10 protein-coding genes, 1 tRNA gene and 2 pseudogenes are annotated in these 15,864 nt (G+C 62.5%); 4 read left to right on the forward strand and 9 right to left on the reverse strand.

Going from position 1 to position 15,864, the window contains the following annotated elements; translation table 11 throughout:
- Positions 1 to 2: 2 nt before the first annotated feature.
- The 4 genes and pseudogenes from ASF71_RS24520 to ASF71_RS12415 form a co-directional block, all read right to left on the reverse strand.
- A complete protein-coding gene (locus ASF71_RS24520) occupies positions 3 to 308 on the reverse strand; it encodes an ATP-binding protein (RefSeq protein ID WP_235514421.1) in 306 nt (101 codons plus the stop codon).
- A gap of 60 nt (positions 309 to 368) precedes the next feature.
- Positions 369 to 997 (reverse strand): annotated as a pseudogene (locus tag ASF71_RS25775) (histidine kinase dimerization/phospho-acceptor domain-containing protein); the annotation flags it as partial.
- A gap of 361 nt (positions 998 to 1,358) precedes the next feature.
- A pseudogene (locus ASF71_RS25780) lies at positions 1,359 to 1,472 on the reverse strand (hypothetical protein); the annotation flags it as partial.
- Positions 1,473 to 1,541: 69 nt separating this feature from the next.
- Positions 1,542 to 1,781 (reverse strand): hypothetical protein, encoded by a 240-nt coding sequence (locus ASF71_RS12415; RefSeq protein ID WP_056300370.1) that lies wholly within the window; start codon positions 1,779 to 1,781, stop codon positions 1,542 to 1,544.
- Positions 1,782 to 2,126: 345 nt separating this feature from the next.
- Between ASF71_RS12415 and ASF71_RS12420 the strand changes: the two genes are divergently transcribed.
- The gene (locus ASF71_RS12420) at positions 2,127 to 5,075 is read left to right on the forward strand and encodes a CheR family methyltransferase (protein WP_056300373.1); all 2,949 of its coding nucleotides are present in this window, start codon (positions 2,127 to 2,129) and stop codon (positions 5,073 to 5,075) included.
- A gap of 127 nt (positions 5,076 to 5,202) precedes the next feature.
- Here the strand turns inward: ASF71_RS12420 and ASF71_RS12425 are convergent, their stop codons facing one another.
- The 5 genes from ASF71_RS12425 to ASF71_RS12450 form a co-directional block, all read right to left on the reverse strand.
- A complete protein-coding gene (locus tag ASF71_RS12425) occupies positions 5,203 to 7,206 on the reverse strand; it encodes an HD domain-containing phosphohydrolase (protein ID WP_156372765.1) in 2,004 nt (667 codons plus the stop codon).
- A 12-nt stretch (positions 7,207 to 7,218) separates the two neighbouring features.
- On the reverse strand, positions 7,219 to 8,472 hold the full coding sequence (locus ASF71_RS12430) for a S8 family serine peptidase (RefSeq protein ID WP_235514399.1): 1,254 nt from the start codon (positions 8,470 to 8,472) through the stop codon (positions 7,219 to 7,221).
- A gap of 1,792 nt (positions 8,473 to 10,264) precedes the next feature.
- Positions 10,265 to 11,104 carry a carbohydrate ABC transporter permease gene (locus ASF71_RS12440; protein WP_056300381.1) on the reverse strand — a complete coding sequence of 280 codons (840 nt, stop codon included), beginning with the start codon at positions 11,102 to 11,104 and terminating at the stop codon, positions 10,265 to 10,267.
- Positions 11,101 to 12,045, reverse strand: coding sequence for a carbohydrate ABC transporter permease (locus ASF71_RS12445; protein WP_235514401.1), 945 nt, complete (start codon positions 12,043 to 12,045; stop codon positions 11,101 to 11,103). The genes ASF71_RS12440 and ASF71_RS12445 overlap by 4 nt, the downstream gene beginning before the upstream one ends.
- Before the next feature lie 151 nt (positions 12,046 to 12,196).
- On the reverse strand, positions 12,197 to 13,642 hold the full coding sequence (locus ASF71_RS12450) for an ABC transporter substrate-binding protein (protein WP_056300383.1): 1,446 nt from the start codon (positions 13,640 to 13,642) through the stop codon (positions 12,197 to 12,199).
- A 310-nt stretch (positions 13,643 to 13,952) separates the two neighbouring features.
- Between ASF71_RS12450 and ASF71_RS12455 the strand changes: the two genes are divergently transcribed.
- The 3 genes from ASF71_RS12455 (at position 13,953) to ASF71_RS12465 (ending at position 15,705) form a co-directional block, all read left to right on the forward strand.
- Entirely contained in the window at positions 13,953 to 14,501 is a 549-nt protein-coding gene (locus tag ASF71_RS12455) for a hypothetical protein (protein WP_235514402.1), read from the forward strand.
- Positions 14,502 to 14,540: 39 nt separating this feature from the next.
- Positions 14,541 to 15,554 carry a serine hydrolase domain-containing protein gene (locus ASF71_RS12460; protein ID WP_056300390.1) on the forward strand — a complete coding sequence of 338 codons (1,014 nt, stop codon included), beginning with the start codon at positions 14,541 to 14,543 and terminating at the stop codon, positions 15,552 to 15,554.
- Positions 15,555 to 15,628: 74 nt separating this feature from the next.
- Positions 15,629 to 15,705: transfer RNA gene (locus ASF71_RS12465), tRNA-Met, on the forward strand.
- Positions 15,706 to 15,864: the final 159 nt, after the last annotated feature.

The following is a 15,864-nucleotide window of genomic DNA, read 5'->3' on the forward strand; positions in this document are numbered from 1 at the left end:
GGTCACTGGAAACCGGCGGCGGTCCGGGGAAGCCGGTCCAGCCACGCGCCGTCGCGGAGCAGGTCGGGCTGGCGGGGGAGAGCGAAATAGAAGGTCGCGCCCTGATCCGGCGTGCTCTCGGCCCAGACCCGGCCGCCGTGGCGGTGGACGAGTCGCCGCACGAGGGCGAGGCCCATCCCCACGCCGCCGAACTCCTGGGCGCGGTGCAGCCGCTGAAAGACACCGAACAGCCGGTCCTTCTGGCGCATGTTGAAGCCCACGCCGTTGTCCCGCACGCACACCACGAAGTCCTGCTCGTGGTTCTTCATGCACACGTGGATGCGGGCGGGGTGCTGCCCCTGCGTGAACTTCACGGCATTGCCGATCANCCCACGCCGTTGTCCCGCACGCACACCACGAAGTCCTGCTCGTGGTTCTTCATGCACACGTGGATGCGGGCGGGGTGCTGCCCCTGCGTGAACTTCACGGCATTGCCGATCAGGTGCGAAAGCACCATCTGGAGGGCCACCACGTCCCCGCGGACCTGGGGCAGGGGGTCGTGGGTCAGGACGACCTCCCGTTCCGCGTCCAGGGCGGCCTGCTGCTCGTGCCACACCGTGCGCAGCACGCGGTCGAGATCCACCGAGTCGGCGCGCAGGCGCTGCTGGCCGGCCCGGAAGTACTCCTGCAGTGCGAAGAGCAGCTCGTCCATCTGGTCGGACGACTGACTGATGTAGGTCATGAGGCGCTGCTGTTCCTCGGCCACCGGCACGTCCCGCAGCAGGGCCTGGGTGAAGCCCCGGATCTGGCGCAGCGGTGCCTGGAGGTCGTGGGTCACGGCGTACATCATGGTTTCGAGTTCGCCGTTCAGGTCCCGCAGCTGCCGCGTGCGGCCCTCGACGCGGGCTTCGAGCGAGGTGTTGAGSCGCAGGACCTCGTCCTGTGCCCGGCGCTGCGCGGTGATGTCGGTGAGGGTGAGGCGGCACAGCCGCGCCGGCTGGCCGGCACGGTGCGGCATGAGCTCGCCGTCCACCTGCAGGAACTGGGCGGGGGCGTCCGGGGTCTGCGGCGGGGTATGAGGCTGAACCTGGAGCTCGACCCGCTGGGGCCCAGGGACCCGGGAGCAACTGCACCACCCCCTCTCCCGGCTGCTGGCCGACGCGCAGGACCTCGTCCTGCGCGCGGCGCTGCGCGGTGATGTCGGTGAGAGTGAGGCGGCACAGCCGCGCCGGCTGGCCGGCGCGGTGCGGCATGAGCTCGCCGTCCACCTGCAGGAACTGGGCGGGGGCGTCCGGGGTCTGCGGCGGGGTATGAGGCTGAACCTGGAGCTCGACCCGCTGGGGCCCGGGGGTGGTGAAGACGCGGCGCAGAAAGAGGGCGAAACTGCTGGCGTCGTTGCGGCCCAGGAACGCCGAGAAGCGCCGGCCACCGAGGCGGGCGCGGTCCATGCCGAGGTGGCGGGCGGCCTGTAGGTTGCACATGGCGATCATGCCTGCCTGGTCGAGGGTGAGGTAGCCGACGGGGGCGTGTTCGAAGAGCTCGGTGTAGTGCTGCCGGGCGTGTTAGAGGTCGAGGTTGGCCTGGGCCAGACTCTCGTTCTGGAGTTCGAGCTCGATCTGGTGGACCTGAAGCTCGTGACGCTGCTCCAGCAGTTGGGCGATGAGCTGCGCGGGGTCCGTCCCGCGCAGCTCGGCCCCGGCCAGCTCGTGCTCGGGAGGCAGGCTTCCCCGGCCACTCTGGGTCAGCCGCTCGGCTTCCAGCCGCAATTGGTCGTTGGGTGGGCTGATGGTACGTTCATCCATAGCAGGCTCCTGAGAGCCGCGAACAGAGCGGATATGCGGTCCTGTCCCGGTCGTGGTGAGTGAAGCGGACGAAAGGGGGCAGGTCAAGAAAAGTCTACGATCTTCTCTTAATCTAACGGATGCACCCCTATGAAATCTCAAATGAACAGTTATATAAGATACAGATTCACTCTTCAATAACTCTGCTAAAAACTTTATGCAATAACTGACCAAAAGTTGGAGCGTTTCCGCTAAGCTGCGGTAGATATGGGGGAAGAACAGCGCGGCCCGCCGCAGGGGCCGAATCAGGAACCGGGCACAGGTGGCCCGGCCAGCAGCGCAGAGTCACGGCCGCAGTCCCCCGGAATGGCCGAGCCGACGCACTCACCACAGGGGCCCGTCGCCGTCGTGGGCATCGGGGGATCGGCCGGGGCGCTCGACGGCTACGAACGGTTTTTTCTGAGCCTGCCGCCTCAGAGCGGTATGGCGTTCGTCGTGGTGCCGCACCTCGACCCCCGGCACCGGGGCCTGATGCCCGAGCTGCTGCAGCGCTGTACCGACCTGCCGGTCGAGGCCATTACCGACGGTCTCCAGGTGCAGGCCGACCACGTGTATGTCCTGCCACCCGGCTCCGGTCTGTCCATCATGAACGGCGTTCTCCTGCTTGAGGACCTCGGCCGCACCGAGGGTGGTCTGGGCCAGGTCATCGACCGGTTCTTCGAGGCGCTCGCCGCCGATCAGGGCCGGCGGGCCGTGGGCGTGGTGCTCTCGGGCATGGGCAGCGACGGCACCCAGGGGATTCAGGCCATCAAGGAGCATTTCGGGATCGTGCTCGTGCAGGACCCCCGGACTGCCGAGTATCCCATGATGCCCCGGAGCGCCGTCTCGACCCAGCTCGCCAACAGTGTTCTGCCTGCCGAGGAACTGGCCGCGCAGCTCTATGCGCTCGTCACGCGCTCGCACGCCGCCTCGCCGGGTGACCTGCTCGGCGCCGACGGGCAGCCGGGCGCCCCGATGCAGAAGGTCCTGCGCCTCGTGCGGATGCGCACCGGCCACGATTTCACGCAGTACAAGCGCAGCACCCTGGTGCGCCGCATCGACCGCCGGATGAAGGCCCACCGCCTGGAGGACATCACCCAGTACATCCGGCTGCTCCAGGACAATACCGACGAGGTCGACGCGCTGTTCCGGGACTTCACCATCAACGTGACCAGCTTCTTCCGGGACACCGAGGCCTTCGACGAACTCAAGGACCAGCTCCGGCAGTACATCCTGACCGTCAAGCAGGACATTGACCAGTTCCGGGTGTGGGTGGCAGGCTGCTCTACTGGTGAGGAGGCCTACTCGGTCTGCATCGCGCTGCACGAGCTGATGGACGAACTGCGCGAGGTGCGCGTCTTCAAGGTGCAGGTCTTCGCCACCGATATCGACAAGGAAGCGCTGGAGCGCGCCCGCTACGGCCTGTACCCGGCCGACATCGCCTACGTGGTTTCCTCCGAGCGGCTCGAACGTTTCTTTCAGCCCAAGGACGACGGCTATCAGGTGCGCCCCGACATCCGTGACAGCATCATCTTCGCGCAGCACAGCACTTTCGGGGACCCGCCTTTTACCCGCCTGGACCTGCTGTGTTGCCGCAACATGCTCATCTACCTGGGGACGCAGCTTCAGCGCCAGATTCTGACCGTCTTTCACTACGCCCTGCATCCGGGGGGGCTGCTGTTTCTGGGGGCCAGCGAAACGACCGGCCACGAACGCGACCGCTTCACGCTCCTGAGCACCCGTTGGAAGATCTACCGCCGGGGCGAGGGCACGTCCGGTCCACTGCCGCTGCCATTCACTCCGGACCAGGGCAGCCTGCCGCTCCTGCCCGAAGCCACCTTTTTGCCGTCTCCCCGGAGTCCGCGCGTCAATGACGTGGGTCAGCAGGCCCAGCGGCTGCTGCTTTCCCAGTACACTCCGCCCGCCGTCGTGGTCAATGCGGCCGGCGACATCCTGTATGTCAACGGCCGCACAGCCCGCTACCTGGAATTGCCGCCGGGTAAACTGCTCGTCAACATTTTCGAGATGGTCCAGGAGGAGCTGCGCTACGAGTTGCCCGCTGCCCTGCGGCAGGCCAGCGCCGAGCGTGCCGAGATCGTGCGGCGCAACCTGCGTCTGACAGCGGGCGGCGGCTTGGTGCTGCTCGACCTGACGGTGCGGCCCATGCCGCAGACCCAGGACCCACAATTCCTGATCGTCTTTCAGGAGCACGGCGAGTCTCCCGAACAGGCGGCGGCGCCCGAGCAGTCCGACCGCCTACAGGTCCTTGAGCGCGAGTTGCAGCACAGCAAGGAAATCTTGCAGGCCACTATCGAACAGATGGGCGTGTCCCTCGAAGAACTCAAGAGCACCAACGAGGAACTGCAGACGACCAACGAGGAACTGCAGAGCAGCAACGAGGAACTGACGACTTCAAAGGAAGAGCTCCAGTCGCTCAACGAGGAACTCGTCACCATCAACGCCGAGCACCAGCGGGTCATCCACGACCTCGCGCAGGCCAACGACGACATGAAGAACCTGCTCGAAAGCGCCGGCATCGCCACGGTCTTTCTGGGCAACGACCTGCGGATCAAGCGCTTCACGCCGCGCATCACCCGGGTCATCAATCTCATGCCGGTCGATATCGGCCGCCCCATCACCGATATCAGCGTCAACCTGAACTACGAGTACCTGACCCGCGACATCGCCCGCGTGCTCGACACCCTCGAGACCTACGAGGCCCAGGTGCAGACCCAGGACGGCCAGTGGTACCTCATGCGGGTCAGCCCCTACCGCACGTCGGACAACTTCATCGACGGCGTGGTGCTGGCCTTCACCAACATCAACGTGGTCAAGGCGCTCGAAGCCCAGGTGCGCGAATCGATGGAATACGCCGAGGCGGTGCTCAACAGTATGCAGGACCCGCTGCTGGTGCTCGACCGCCAGCTACGAATCATCACCGCCAATCGGACCTTTTACGACCTGATGTATCTCACGCCCGCGCAGGTCCGGTCCGAGCTACTGTACACAGTCGCCAACTTTGTCTTCGACCAGCCGGACCTGCAACGGAGACTGCGCGAACTCGTGACGACGGACGAGGTCGTCAGCAATTACGTCATTGACCTCAAAGTGCCCCAGCAAGGGGTCCGCAAGATGAAGGTGGAGGCCGAGGCGGTCGACACGAAAAACGCCGACCAGCCCATGTTCCTCTTCAAGATGGAGGACGTGACTGAACTGCTGCTGCGCGCCGCACAGGACGGCTCCGACCTGATCGGGGATGCACGACCCGGGAGCTGAGCAGAGACGCAAGAGGTATTCAGGTGCAGTCCGCTCCAGTGTTGCCTGAGCTAGGGCTTGCCCAGCTGTATGGAGTCAGTCTCAGCCTTTCTTACGCTCCCCAAGGCGTGTATTCGCGTCCGTCCATCTAGGCTTGCAGGTCTTCTGGGCCACACAGAACGCTCAGAGCCGCTTCGACCACCTCGGGGTCGAAGTGCCGGCCGGCCTGGGCGCGCAGTTCCTGCACCGCGTCCCCGTGCCCCCAGGCCTTCTTGTAGGGCCGGACCTGGGTCAGGGCGTCGTATACGTCGGCGACCGCGACGATGCGCCCGGACAGCGGAATCTGCGTGCCGGCCAGCCGGCGCGGATAGCCGCAGCCGTCCCACCGTTCGTGGTGGGTCAGGGCGATCTCCTCGGCCAGTTGCAGCAGTTCGGAGTGCCCGCCCGACAGGATCGTCGCCCCGATCAAGGTGTGTGTCTGCATCTGGGTAAATTCCCCGGCTTCGAGTCGGCCGGACTTGAGCAGGATGCTGTCGGGAATGCCCATTTTGCCCACGTCGTGCAGCCGCGCCGCAATGCCCAGCAGTTCGGCGCGCGCTTCCGTCCAGCCCAGGGCCCGGGCCAGGCGGGCGCTCATGACTCCCACCCGGCGGGTGTGGTCGCCGGTCGTTCCGTCGCGGTACTCGGCGGCCATCGCCAGCCGGGTCACGACCTCGTACTGCGCCTGGGCCAGCTCGGCGGTGCGCTCCTCGACCTGTCGCTCGGCCATCTGCCGGGCCTCCTGCTCGAGTTCGGTGCGCAGCCGGTACGAATCGGCCTCGCGCTGGGCCCGCTCGACCTCGAACTGGATGCTCAGGTTGCGGGTCTGCCGGTCGCGCTCGGCATTGAATAGTTCTCGTTCGAGCCGGCGCAACTCCTCGCTGTGGTGCAGGGCCTGTGCAGCGTCGCCCCGGGCCTTGTGCAGGTCGCACAGCGTTTCATGCGCGGTGGCCGCCTCCTTGGCGCTCTGGGTCCGCTCGGCCAGTTCGAGGGCGAGTTGAAGCTGGGTGAGTGCATCTTCCCAGGAGTGCGAGTGCAGGTAGAACCGTCCGAGGTTGAGCCGGGCTTCCAGTTCGCCCTGCGTCGAGCCGATGCTCAGGGCGATGGCCAGGGCGTCGTGGTAGGTCACGTAGGCCAGAAGGGATTGCCCGGTCTTCTCATAGAGGTTGCCCAGGCTGTTCAGGGCGCTGAGTTCACCGAACGGGTAGCTCATCCCGCGGCACAGGTCCAGGGCCGTTTCCAGATATAGCTGGGCTTCGCCGATGTTTGCGGCTTGAAGGTGAAAGGTGCCGAGACTCAGCGCGACAGAGGCCTCAACCTGCTTGTCCTGTGAGGCCTGGGCCGCGGTGTAGGCCGAGCCGAGCATCTTGATGGCGCGTGGATTGTCGCCGTCGAGATGGTGCGTCCGGGCCAGGTTGTGCAGGAGGGTCGCCTCGAGCTTGAAGTTCTGGCTGTTCTGATGCTGGAGCTTGTAGGCTCTGGAAAACGTCTTGACGGCCTCGCTGTACTGCGCGAGCGCGGACTGCGTGTTGCCGATGTTGATCAGGCACTGCACCTGTCCCAGAAAGTTGCCATCTTCCTGCCAGATCTGTAGGGACCGGTGCAGCAGGGCCACCGCGTCGCCGACTTCGCCCTGAATGTACCGGACGCCGGCGAGCTGGTTGAACGTGCCCGCCATGATGGCCCTGGACCCCAGGAAGGTGTGCCGGCCCGTGAGGTCCAGAGAGTGTTCGAGATGTTCGACCGACAGCTCGAGCAGGCCGATATTGAGAAAGATTTTGCCGAGTGCACTGTGGCTCTCGGCGAGGCCAGCCAGATCTCCGGCCGCTCCGAACAGCGCCAGGGCCTGCTCCATGCTGGTGCGGGCGCTGTGAAAATCAGAGGCCGCCATAAGTGCTTTTCCGGTCAGCAGCAGAGTCGGACCTGTCACCACGCCGTCGTCGGCCGCGCCTTCCAGGCTTTCACAGGCCCGCGCGAGCCGTAGGGCCTCTCTGGGGTCGGTCTCCAGCAGGGCGGTGGCCGCGTCCCGTAGATTCCTAAGCCGCGCATGATCCAGCCCGGAGGCGCTGGGCGCCTCCGGGCTGGTCGGGGGGGTTGGAGATGTGTCGGACACTTCAGCTCTCTTCTATCGAATAGTTTGACCCAGGAAGGCGGCGAGGTCGAGGCGGCCCTGGCCTAGTTGGCCAGCGTACGCGGCGTTGGCCTCGCCCGCGTAGATATTGCCGGCAGTCTGGGCCATCGCGCCTGTCAGGCTTCTGACAGGGACCTTGAGCTTTTCGCCCAGCGCCAGAGCCAGTCCGCCCGCCGTCATGGGAGCAGCCATGGAGGTACCGCTCCAGGAGGCCATGCGGCCGTCCGGGGCAGGAGCATAGACGTGCTCGCCTGGCCCGACGATTTCCAGCGCCGCGCCGTAGTTGGAGAACGACGACTTGAGGTCCTGCGGGTCGACACTCCCGACACTGAGCAGGTTGGCCGCGGCTTTGCCCTGGGCCGCGTTGGCGGCAGGGTAGGTGATGCGGCCTACGTTCTCGTTGCCAGCTGAGGCCACCACGAGCACGTCCTGGGCTGTGGCCCACTCGACGGCGTCCTGTACAGCCGGCGAATTCTCAGTGCTTCCCAGGCTCAGGTTGATGACCTGGGCACCCTTCTGCACAGCCCAGCGGATGGCTTGCGCGACGTTTGCCACGTCGCCTGAGCCGTCCGCGTCGAGGACCCGCAGGGGCATGATCTTGGCCTGGGGCGCTATCTGCAAGATGATTCCTGCCACGTTGGTGCCGTGGCCATAGGCGCCCTCGCCCGTTATGCCTTCTTCCTGCGGTACGTTGTCGCCGCCGGCGAAATCCTTCCAGGTCGAGGCGCCAGTCAGAGCTCCCTGAAAAGCTGGATGTTGCAGGTCGATGCCGGAGTCGATGACGGCTACGGTCACGCCCTTCCCAAGGTGCGGCGCGAGCTGCTGCGCGCGTTCCAGTTTGATCTGCTGCCACAGCGTGTTGTTCTGAGGAATAGGTGAGTATTGCCCGCCTGCCCAGATGGCGATGGACCCTCCGGCCCAGATGGCAATGGAGCCACCCGCCCAGATCGCGATAGAACCCCCGGCCCAAATGGCGATGGAGCCGTTGGCTATGGCTGTTATCTTCCCGCCGCCGCTGAACACGTCCTTGTTGGCTTCGACTTTCACTTTGCGGCCGCTCAGTGCGTTCAGTACGCCCGCGCTGCTCAGCTTCGGGTTGAAGCCGATCAGCGTATTGCAGTCGTTTGCCATCCGGGCTGCACAGCCCTCGTCGTTCCAAGCCAGGACCTCGCCCCCTACAGCCTGCGCCAGCGACTCGCGCGTGTCTCCGGCCTGAAGGGGTACGGAGACGACAGAGTCGTATCTCACCTGAGCTTGTGCGGGCGTGTTAGTGCTCGAGCAGGCGCTGAGGAGAGACAGGGTCAAAAGAGCGAACGCGGCCGGTACACGGTAGGTCATGCTGAAACCCCTTGCGAGAAAGACGAGGAGGAAAAGAGGAGAGGTCTCCCAGGATGCCAATAAAGCTCAACTTAAGATGTATCACAAAATCCTTTCATCCTCTGCTTAAAATTTTGGTTCTGGTCCAGACATTCTGAACGTATTCCGGGAGAGGTTGGCTATGGGATAGCTCACAGAATGCCCGCGTTTGCATAGGGTGAATAAGGAGTGAATGGGGTGCGGGTGTGTTTGTCCTGAAGTCGCCTTTTTCAGAGGTCGCTGAGGCTCTCGGCGGCAGAAGGTTGCGGTTGAGTATTCCAGGTGCCTTCTTTTGATATCGCGTGGAAGGCTGGAGGGTTGTGGATGTTTCAAACTGTTGCGGTCCCACGCAATCTCAGATCACCTGGATTGTCAATTCTGATTTAACTAAGATTGCTTAGATAAACTGATTATAGGATGACAGTCGCCATCTCTGCCATCACCCGCTTGAGCACAGGCGCCACGATTCGTCCACCTAGTGATCCCAAATCCGGTTCAGCCGCCTTATGACCCTGACTCAATGACAGAGCTCTGGGACGGGTGTTCAACCGCCTGCCAACATTGCAGAAGACGTCCTGCGCTTCTGGCGTGTACGCCGCCGCGATAGAGGCTTGACAAGCTCCTAGATACTTGTGTAGGTGCAGGGACTCTCTTGCTGTTTGGATCTGTCTGGCGCATCCCCGGGTATTGTGAGTTCTAGATGTCCGCCCGCCGAGTCGCCACACAAGGTGATCGTCTCCGCTCACTCCTTCCCTGTGGATGGAGGTGTGCTGTTGAAGGGAGTTGGGAAGAGCTGCTGCCCGTTGATACGTCTGGTTCCGCTTGATCACGTCGTCGTCGTGTTGACTTCTGAGGGCAGCTGTCATCAGTTGTGGTTAGATGTCCAGCGGCAGTGTGTTGAGGCGCATGGCTAGGCCTGGCTGGGTGCCCGCCGGTCTCATCCTGTGCTCTGAGCGATGGCCCGCCCGGCTGTGTGTCCGTTGAAGATGCACTCGCCCAGGAAAGTTCCCTCTAGTGACCGGTAGCCATGAACGCCGCCGCCTCTGAAGCCCGCCATATCCTCCGCTGCGTACGATTCAGGCAGGGGCTGCCCGCCTTGGTCCAGTACCCATCTCTGCAAATCCGTCTCCAGATGGACAGGCGTTTCCATTGAGCGTCGTCCTGAGCGAATGGCAGTGTGCCAACGGATCTTTCCTGCTATCTGTTCTCGATGCAAATAGCCTGTGTGTTGCTATGGGTCTGTAGACTTTTGCCCTGATGTGGAAGGGGAAAGTTTGAAGCTTGCTGTTGGCGACCTTATCCACTGTGTCCAGCCGAAGTAAGTGGCGTTGACTTGGTGTCGATGGATACAACTATTGCAGGCCAGTTGACTTACGATTCTATAAAAATATACAGTTTTATATGATAATTAATCTTACTATCTAGCTGCCCTTGCTGTAAAAACCACTAGTCACTTGACCTAGAATTCTAGCTTATTTTGACCAAGCTTCCGCACAGGCAGAAGCTTACTAAAGAAGATTCTCCTAATAAGTCTCTGTTGCACTTGACTGTTTTTTTAATTCTGTCATACATGCCCTCATCTACCCGACCTCCTAAATCGGTCTTTATATCTAAATCATATAAATTTAGATATAAATTCAGAATAGGATTATTGCTGGCCGGGATATGTTCAGCCAGCAATAACTCAGGCCTTCACTCCTCCACTTGTCACACCCTGAACATAAGAACGCATCAGGAAAAGAAACAGCACGACCAGGGGCAAAGCAGAGAGGACATACGAAGCCATCAAGGCACCGTAATTAGGGGTCGAGCCCGTCGCCGCGCCACCACCCTGAAAACCGACAAGCGCAACAGGAACAGTCCGGTGGACCTCATCCAGAACTAGCGAAGGGAGAAGAAAATCGTTCCAGACCGGTACCAGGCGGATAATGCTCACACTCACCAGAATCGGCAGACTAAGGGGCAGCACTATCGAACGCAACAAAGCCCAGTGGCCGGCGCCGTCAAGACGCGCCGCTTCGAGCATGTCACGCGGCATCGCCCGGAAAGCGGCGTACAACACCAAAATGGCAAACGGTTGCCCTGCGGCCACCGTAGGAAGAATGATTGCCAGATAGTTACTCGGCAAGGTCAGAGATTTGATCTGCACATACAGCGGAATCAGGGTCAGAAAATCCGGCACCAGAAGCAGGGCAAAAATCAGACCGAACAACAGACGGCGCCCAGGAAAATCAATCAGTGCCAACGCATAGGCACTCAGGGCCGCGAAGATAACCGTCGCCAGCACACTGGACAGGGTCACGATCACCGAGTTGAACAACGGTCCTTTGATCTGTTCCCAGGCAAGCACATAGTTCTCCGGATGCAGAGTAGCCGGCAAATTCAGGAGATTCTCGGCATACTGTACTGGACTTTTGAGCGAGTTCACCAAACTGAAATACACCGGGAACAACGAGAGAAGCGCCAGCACCAGCAATATCGCGTTTCGCACAAGCTCGCCCGCAGTCAAGGAACGGCGACTCATGAACGCTCCCGACCAATCAACCGCGAAGCACCGGTCAGGACAATCACGACCAGCATCAGCAGAACAGCAATAGCCATCGCGTAACCGTACTCACCGTTGCGGGTCGCTGTGTTGTACATCAGCAGAGCCGGCACAGTCGTCGCGTAGCCGGGCCCACCCGAGGTCAGAACCAGCGGACTGATGAAATACTGCACGTTACCGATAATCGACAACAGAACGATCAGACCAAGCTGCGGCTTAAGCAGGGGCAGGTCAAGATACAGAACCCGTCGCCACCCCGTCGCCCCATCAATCTTGCCTGCCTCGAACACCTCCGTCCCGATGTTCTGAAGTCCCGAATAGAGCAGCAGCAGAAAAAACACATCGACATACGGGAACCCCAGGAAAATCAGGCTGTAGAGCGCGGTCGACGGATCGCTGAGCCAGTCATGCCGCCAGGCACCCAAGCCCACGCTACTCAGCACTGTATTGATCAGACCGTCACTCCGGAAGAACGTCCCCCACATGAGCAGCAGCACGAGCGAAGGCACCACAATGGGCACCACGAACAGACTCCGCCACGCATACTGACGCCGCTCACCACGCAGATTGAAGATCAGCTCGGCGATCAGGAGAGGCGGAATGACGGCCAACAGCAAGCCCAGCACCACCCAGATACCGGCATTGAGCGCCGCCTGACCCATCACCGGGTCGGTCAAGGCCCGCTGGAAATTTTCCAGGCCCGTAAAAGTCGGAACGTTCAATCCGTCCCAGTCGGTAAAGGCCCGCGTGATGGCCGTATAGGCAGGAACATAGGAGAAATAGGCCATAAGCACAACGCTCGGCAGAACAAACAGATAGGCCGGCCACCCCTCGCGCAGCCGCCGCAGAGGCCGCTGGGGTGCACGCAGAACAGGCGAGACGACCGGAGAGGGCAGGTCACCCTGAGAGGAAGTGGTCATAAGCTGCGCCTCCAGAAGAAGAGCGTGAGAAAAACGTCGCCTGGCTGTTCACCATGCAGCGACGTTTTCCCTAGTCGGGACCAGAACTGGCAATCAGGAAGTGACACAGGTGGACCAGCCCTCAGAAACACCCAGGTCACCTCCGGTGATCTCACTTGTACTTGGAGAAATCGACCTTGTTCTTGCGGGCGTAATCGTTGGCCGACTTATCGAGCAAAGTCTGTACCTGCGTCTTGGCCTGATCGATCGTAATATTCCCGGCCAGATACAGGCCGAAGATACGCTGCATGTCAGTCCAGCCCAAACCCGGCGCGGCGCTGCCTACGTTCAGCTCCAAGCGCGGCTTGGTCGCCTGCTGCTTGAACGGCGTACTATCGAAACTCGCAGAGAGCGGCGCGTTCACGCCCGGCCAGGTGGGCACATAGGTTGCGTTCTCCGCGATGATGCGCTGCACATTCTTCGGGGTGCCGAAATACCGCATCCAGTCGAGGACCGCCGCACTCTTCCCCGTCTCACGCATAGTCTTGTTGGCGAGCGGCGTGCTGATAGCGTACTGGAACGACCCATTGCCCCCCACCGAGTTGGCGACGTAGGTTCCGGTCGCATAGGGGCTCTGGGCCTTGGTGAGCGTCGGAAAGTTGAAGGCACCGACCGCAAACTTGGCGCCCAGGTCCTGCAGACCCCGGATCGAGTAGCTGCCCTCGAAGATCATCGCCGATTTGCCACCCACGAAATCCTGATTGAAGGCGTCGTAGTTCTTGGAAGCGTCGAGGGTCAGGTAGTCGCGGGGCCAGGTATCGGTCAGTTGCTTGAAGGTCGGCCACCACGACATGAAGCGCGGGTCCTTGGGGCTGAGGATGCCCTTGTTGATGGCGACCGCCTCATCCAGACCCGACTGCCCCGGCTGCCCATCAAAGCGGGTCAACCGCGCAAAGTCCTTGCCGTAAAAATCAGTGACGAAGAAGTTGCCCCACCACGGATACGAAGGGACCTGATGGAAGGGATTGATACCGGCCGCCTTGAGCTTCTTCGAAACCGCAAGAAGTTCGGGCCAGGAGGTAGGCGGCTTGGCAATGCCGGCCTTCTTGAACAGATCCTTGTTGTAGAAAATCGTGAAAGCCACGTTGTCGGCACTCAGAACGTAGACCGATCCGTTGGGCGCACGGTTCTCGGCGACCTGGGTCTTATTCATCACGTCCTGCCAAGCCTTGTTCCCCGGAATATAGGGATTGGGCTGGGCAAAGGCCGGCGAGAGATCAGACGCGACGCCCTTGGGCAGCGTGCTGTTCAGGCTGCTCGACTGCGCCCAGTAGACGTCGAACAGCTCACCAGCCGCCGCCTTCACGCGCACGTTGGTGTCGTTGTCGGGAATAGGTGTCGTACTGAACTTGATCTGAATTCCAGGATTGGCCTTCTGGTATTCGTCGGCGATCTGCTGAAAGGCCTTGAGGGGTTTGGCCGCGTCGGGCCAGTTGGGGGTGTACTCCTGCACGTACATAGTGATGGTGCCCTTCCAGGCACCGGGAGCAGCGTTGGCGGAACCGAGCAGTGCAGCGCCGAGCAACGACACGCTCAACAGGACTTTCTTTTGCTTCATGTGAAGACCTCCCAGGTCGTCGGAAGAGACACATTACAAAATGTGAAGAACCGCAACTGCCTGATTTGTTACGGGACAGAATCAGCCAGAGTAAGGAGAACTGCGGAAGAGCTGGAGCTTGAACGGTTTAAAGTGTAGGCTGACCCAGCCAGGGCAGACTGAGGGGAGAGACTGTAGATTCACCCACGCGACAGGCGATGCTTCTCTGGTGCTCCTTAAGGAGGGACCGAGTCTGACGTCACAGCAGCTTGTCCGGAGATTGCGGCCGGAGCCAGAATGTGTGGACCTCTCCCCTCTTAGACTCGGCGTCATGGCAGGGCCCGTCACCCCCGAGCGGGGCATTGAGGAGATGTTGCGCGAGTTCCAGGGCTACGTCCTGGCCTACCGGCTGCGCACCGCCGTGGGGGGCCGTCTTCGGCCGCCCGGCGAGACCCTGAGCCTCAGCGAGTACGCCGGGCGCCGCCTGCAACGGCAGGGGCTGGCACGCGACCTCGTGAAAAAAGGGATCCGGCATGAGGAGATGCGGCTGCTCGACCGACTGTCGGACGAACTGATGTTCGGCTTCTGGCTCAACCCGGCCGAGGTCTCGGCGTTTCTGAGTGCGGCGCTCCGGCACGGCGCGCATCCGGCCATTGGCGACCCCGACGCTTTCGCTTCTCTCTTGACTCCCAGCGAGCAGGCTCGCCTGGGCGACCTGGGAGTCAAGCTGGTGTGCACGCATCACCTCACCTGCCTCACACTGGCGGCGCCCATCCAGGACCCTCACGCCCTGGCCCGCGTGTGGGAGCGGATCGAGGCGACCGTGCCGCCCCTATTCATCGACGAACTGGCCCGCGCTGGGCAGTTGAACCGACCATAGACCCGGCAGAGCGTAGCGGCGAGGCATAGTCTGCTGAGCATGTCAGCCGAACTGCAAGTCCCGGAAACCACGGCCAGAGTACTGGAGCGCGCCGTAGACGCCGGCCTGAGCGGCGCAGCCCTGGGCATGGTCGACCGCTCGGGCGCGCGCGGCACGCTGGTGCTGGGCCACGCTCAGACTCAGGGGGAATGCCGGCCCCTGGACGCCGGGATGTGGTGGGATCTCGCCAGCCTGACCAAACCGCTGTTCACGGCCCGGCAGGTGCTGCGCGCCGCCGCCGAGGGTCGGCTCGACCCGGACGACGCGCTGAGCCGCTTTCTGCCCGAACTCGCCTGGATGCAGGACACGGCGCTGCGGGAACGCACGCTACGCCAGCTGCTGAGCCATACGGCAGGCCTGCCGGCCTGGGCGCCGCTGTACACCTGGGGCGACGCGGCCCTCATCCGCGCGCGGCTGTTACAGGAGGCGTGGCCGCTGGGCCCCGTGGGCCCGGTCGTCTACTCAGACCTGGGCTACCTGCTGCTGGGGCAGGTGCTGGAGCGGGTCTACGGACAGCCCCTGCGCGATTTCAGACTGGAGGACGGCCTGACCTTCTCACCGGAGCCGGGGCGCAGCGTGGCGACCGAGGTCTGTGCGTGGCGGGAGCGTCTGCTGCGCGGCGAAACCCACGACGAGAACGCCGGAGCATTGGGCGGCGCCGCAGGACACGCGGGACTGTTCGGCACCCTGGACGGCGTGCTGAATCAGGCGCAGAAGCTCCTCAGTGGCGGCTGGCTGTCCCCAGTAGCACAGGCCGCCGCACTGCGCCCGGAAGCGCCTGGGCGCACCCTCGCCTTCGTAGGCATGGTCCCCGGCTGGAGCGGAGGCGGCCTGTGCGGACCACGCGCCTACGGCCATACGGGCTTTACTGGTACGGGCCTGTGGGTCGAACCGGACGCAGGACTCGCCTGGACCCTGCTGACCAATCGGGTCCACCCCTCGCGCCACGGCAGCACCGACATTCAGGCGCTACGCCGGGCCGTAGGCAACACCCTGTTGGCCGCGCAACACTGAGCAGGCCCGGCCACGCTTGCACCTTCCGTATCCGGCGTGCTAGGTTCTTGCCTGCGCCCGAGAAGGCCACATGGGGCGATGTAGCTCAGCTGGTTAGAGCGAACGACTCATAATCGTTAGGTCCCCGGTTCAAGTCCGGGCATCGCCACCAAGAACCCCCGTCCAGTACGGGGGATTTTTGTTTTTCCGTTTGTCATTCCCCAAGATTGTCGGCACGCCTGTCGGAGCACATTTTGTCTGGGAAGGCCATGAAATGAGACGATGGCTGATCGGGGGAGAAGCCAATACCCCAAGCCGACTGAAAGTTTCA

The sequence above is a fragment of the Deinococcus sp. Leaf326 genome (assembly GCF_001424185.1).
In the GTDB taxonomy this organism is placed as follows: Bacteria; Deinococcota; Deinococci; order Deinococcales; family Deinococcaceae; genus Deinococcus.

Coding starts and splice junctions, on each gene's coding strand:
- ASF71_RS24520 (WP_235514421.1), bottom strand. CDS start 308: ATGAAGAACCACGAGCAGGACTTCGTGGTGTGCGTGCGGGACAACGGC.
- ASF71_RS12415 (WP_056300370.1), bottom strand. CDS start 1,781: ATGGATGAACGTACCATCAGCCCACCCAACGACCAATTGCGGCTGGAA.
- ASF71_RS12420 (WP_056300373.1), top strand. CDS start 2,127: ATGGCCGAGCCGACGCACTCACCACAGGGGCCCGTCGCCGTCGTGGGC.
- ASF71_RS12440 (WP_056300381.1), bottom strand. CDS start 11,104: ATGAGTCGCCGTTCCTTGACTGCGGGCGAGCTTGTGCGAAACGCGATA.
- ASF71_RS12445 (WP_235514401.1), bottom strand. CDS start 12,045: ATGACCACTTCCTCTCAGGGTGACCTGCCCTCTCCGGTCGTCTCGCCT.
- ASF71_RS12450 (WP_056300383.1), bottom strand. CDS start 13,642: ATGAAGCAAAAGAAAGTCCTGTTGAGCGTGTCGTTGCTCGGCGCTGCA.
- ASF71_RS12455 (WP_235514402.1), top strand. CDS start 13,953: ATGGCAGGGCCCGTCACCCCCGAGCGGGGCATTGAGGAGATGTTGCGC.
- ASF71_RS12460 (WP_056300390.1), top strand. CDS start 14,541: ATGTCAGCCGAACTGCAAGTCCCGGAAACCACGGCCAGAGTACTGGAG.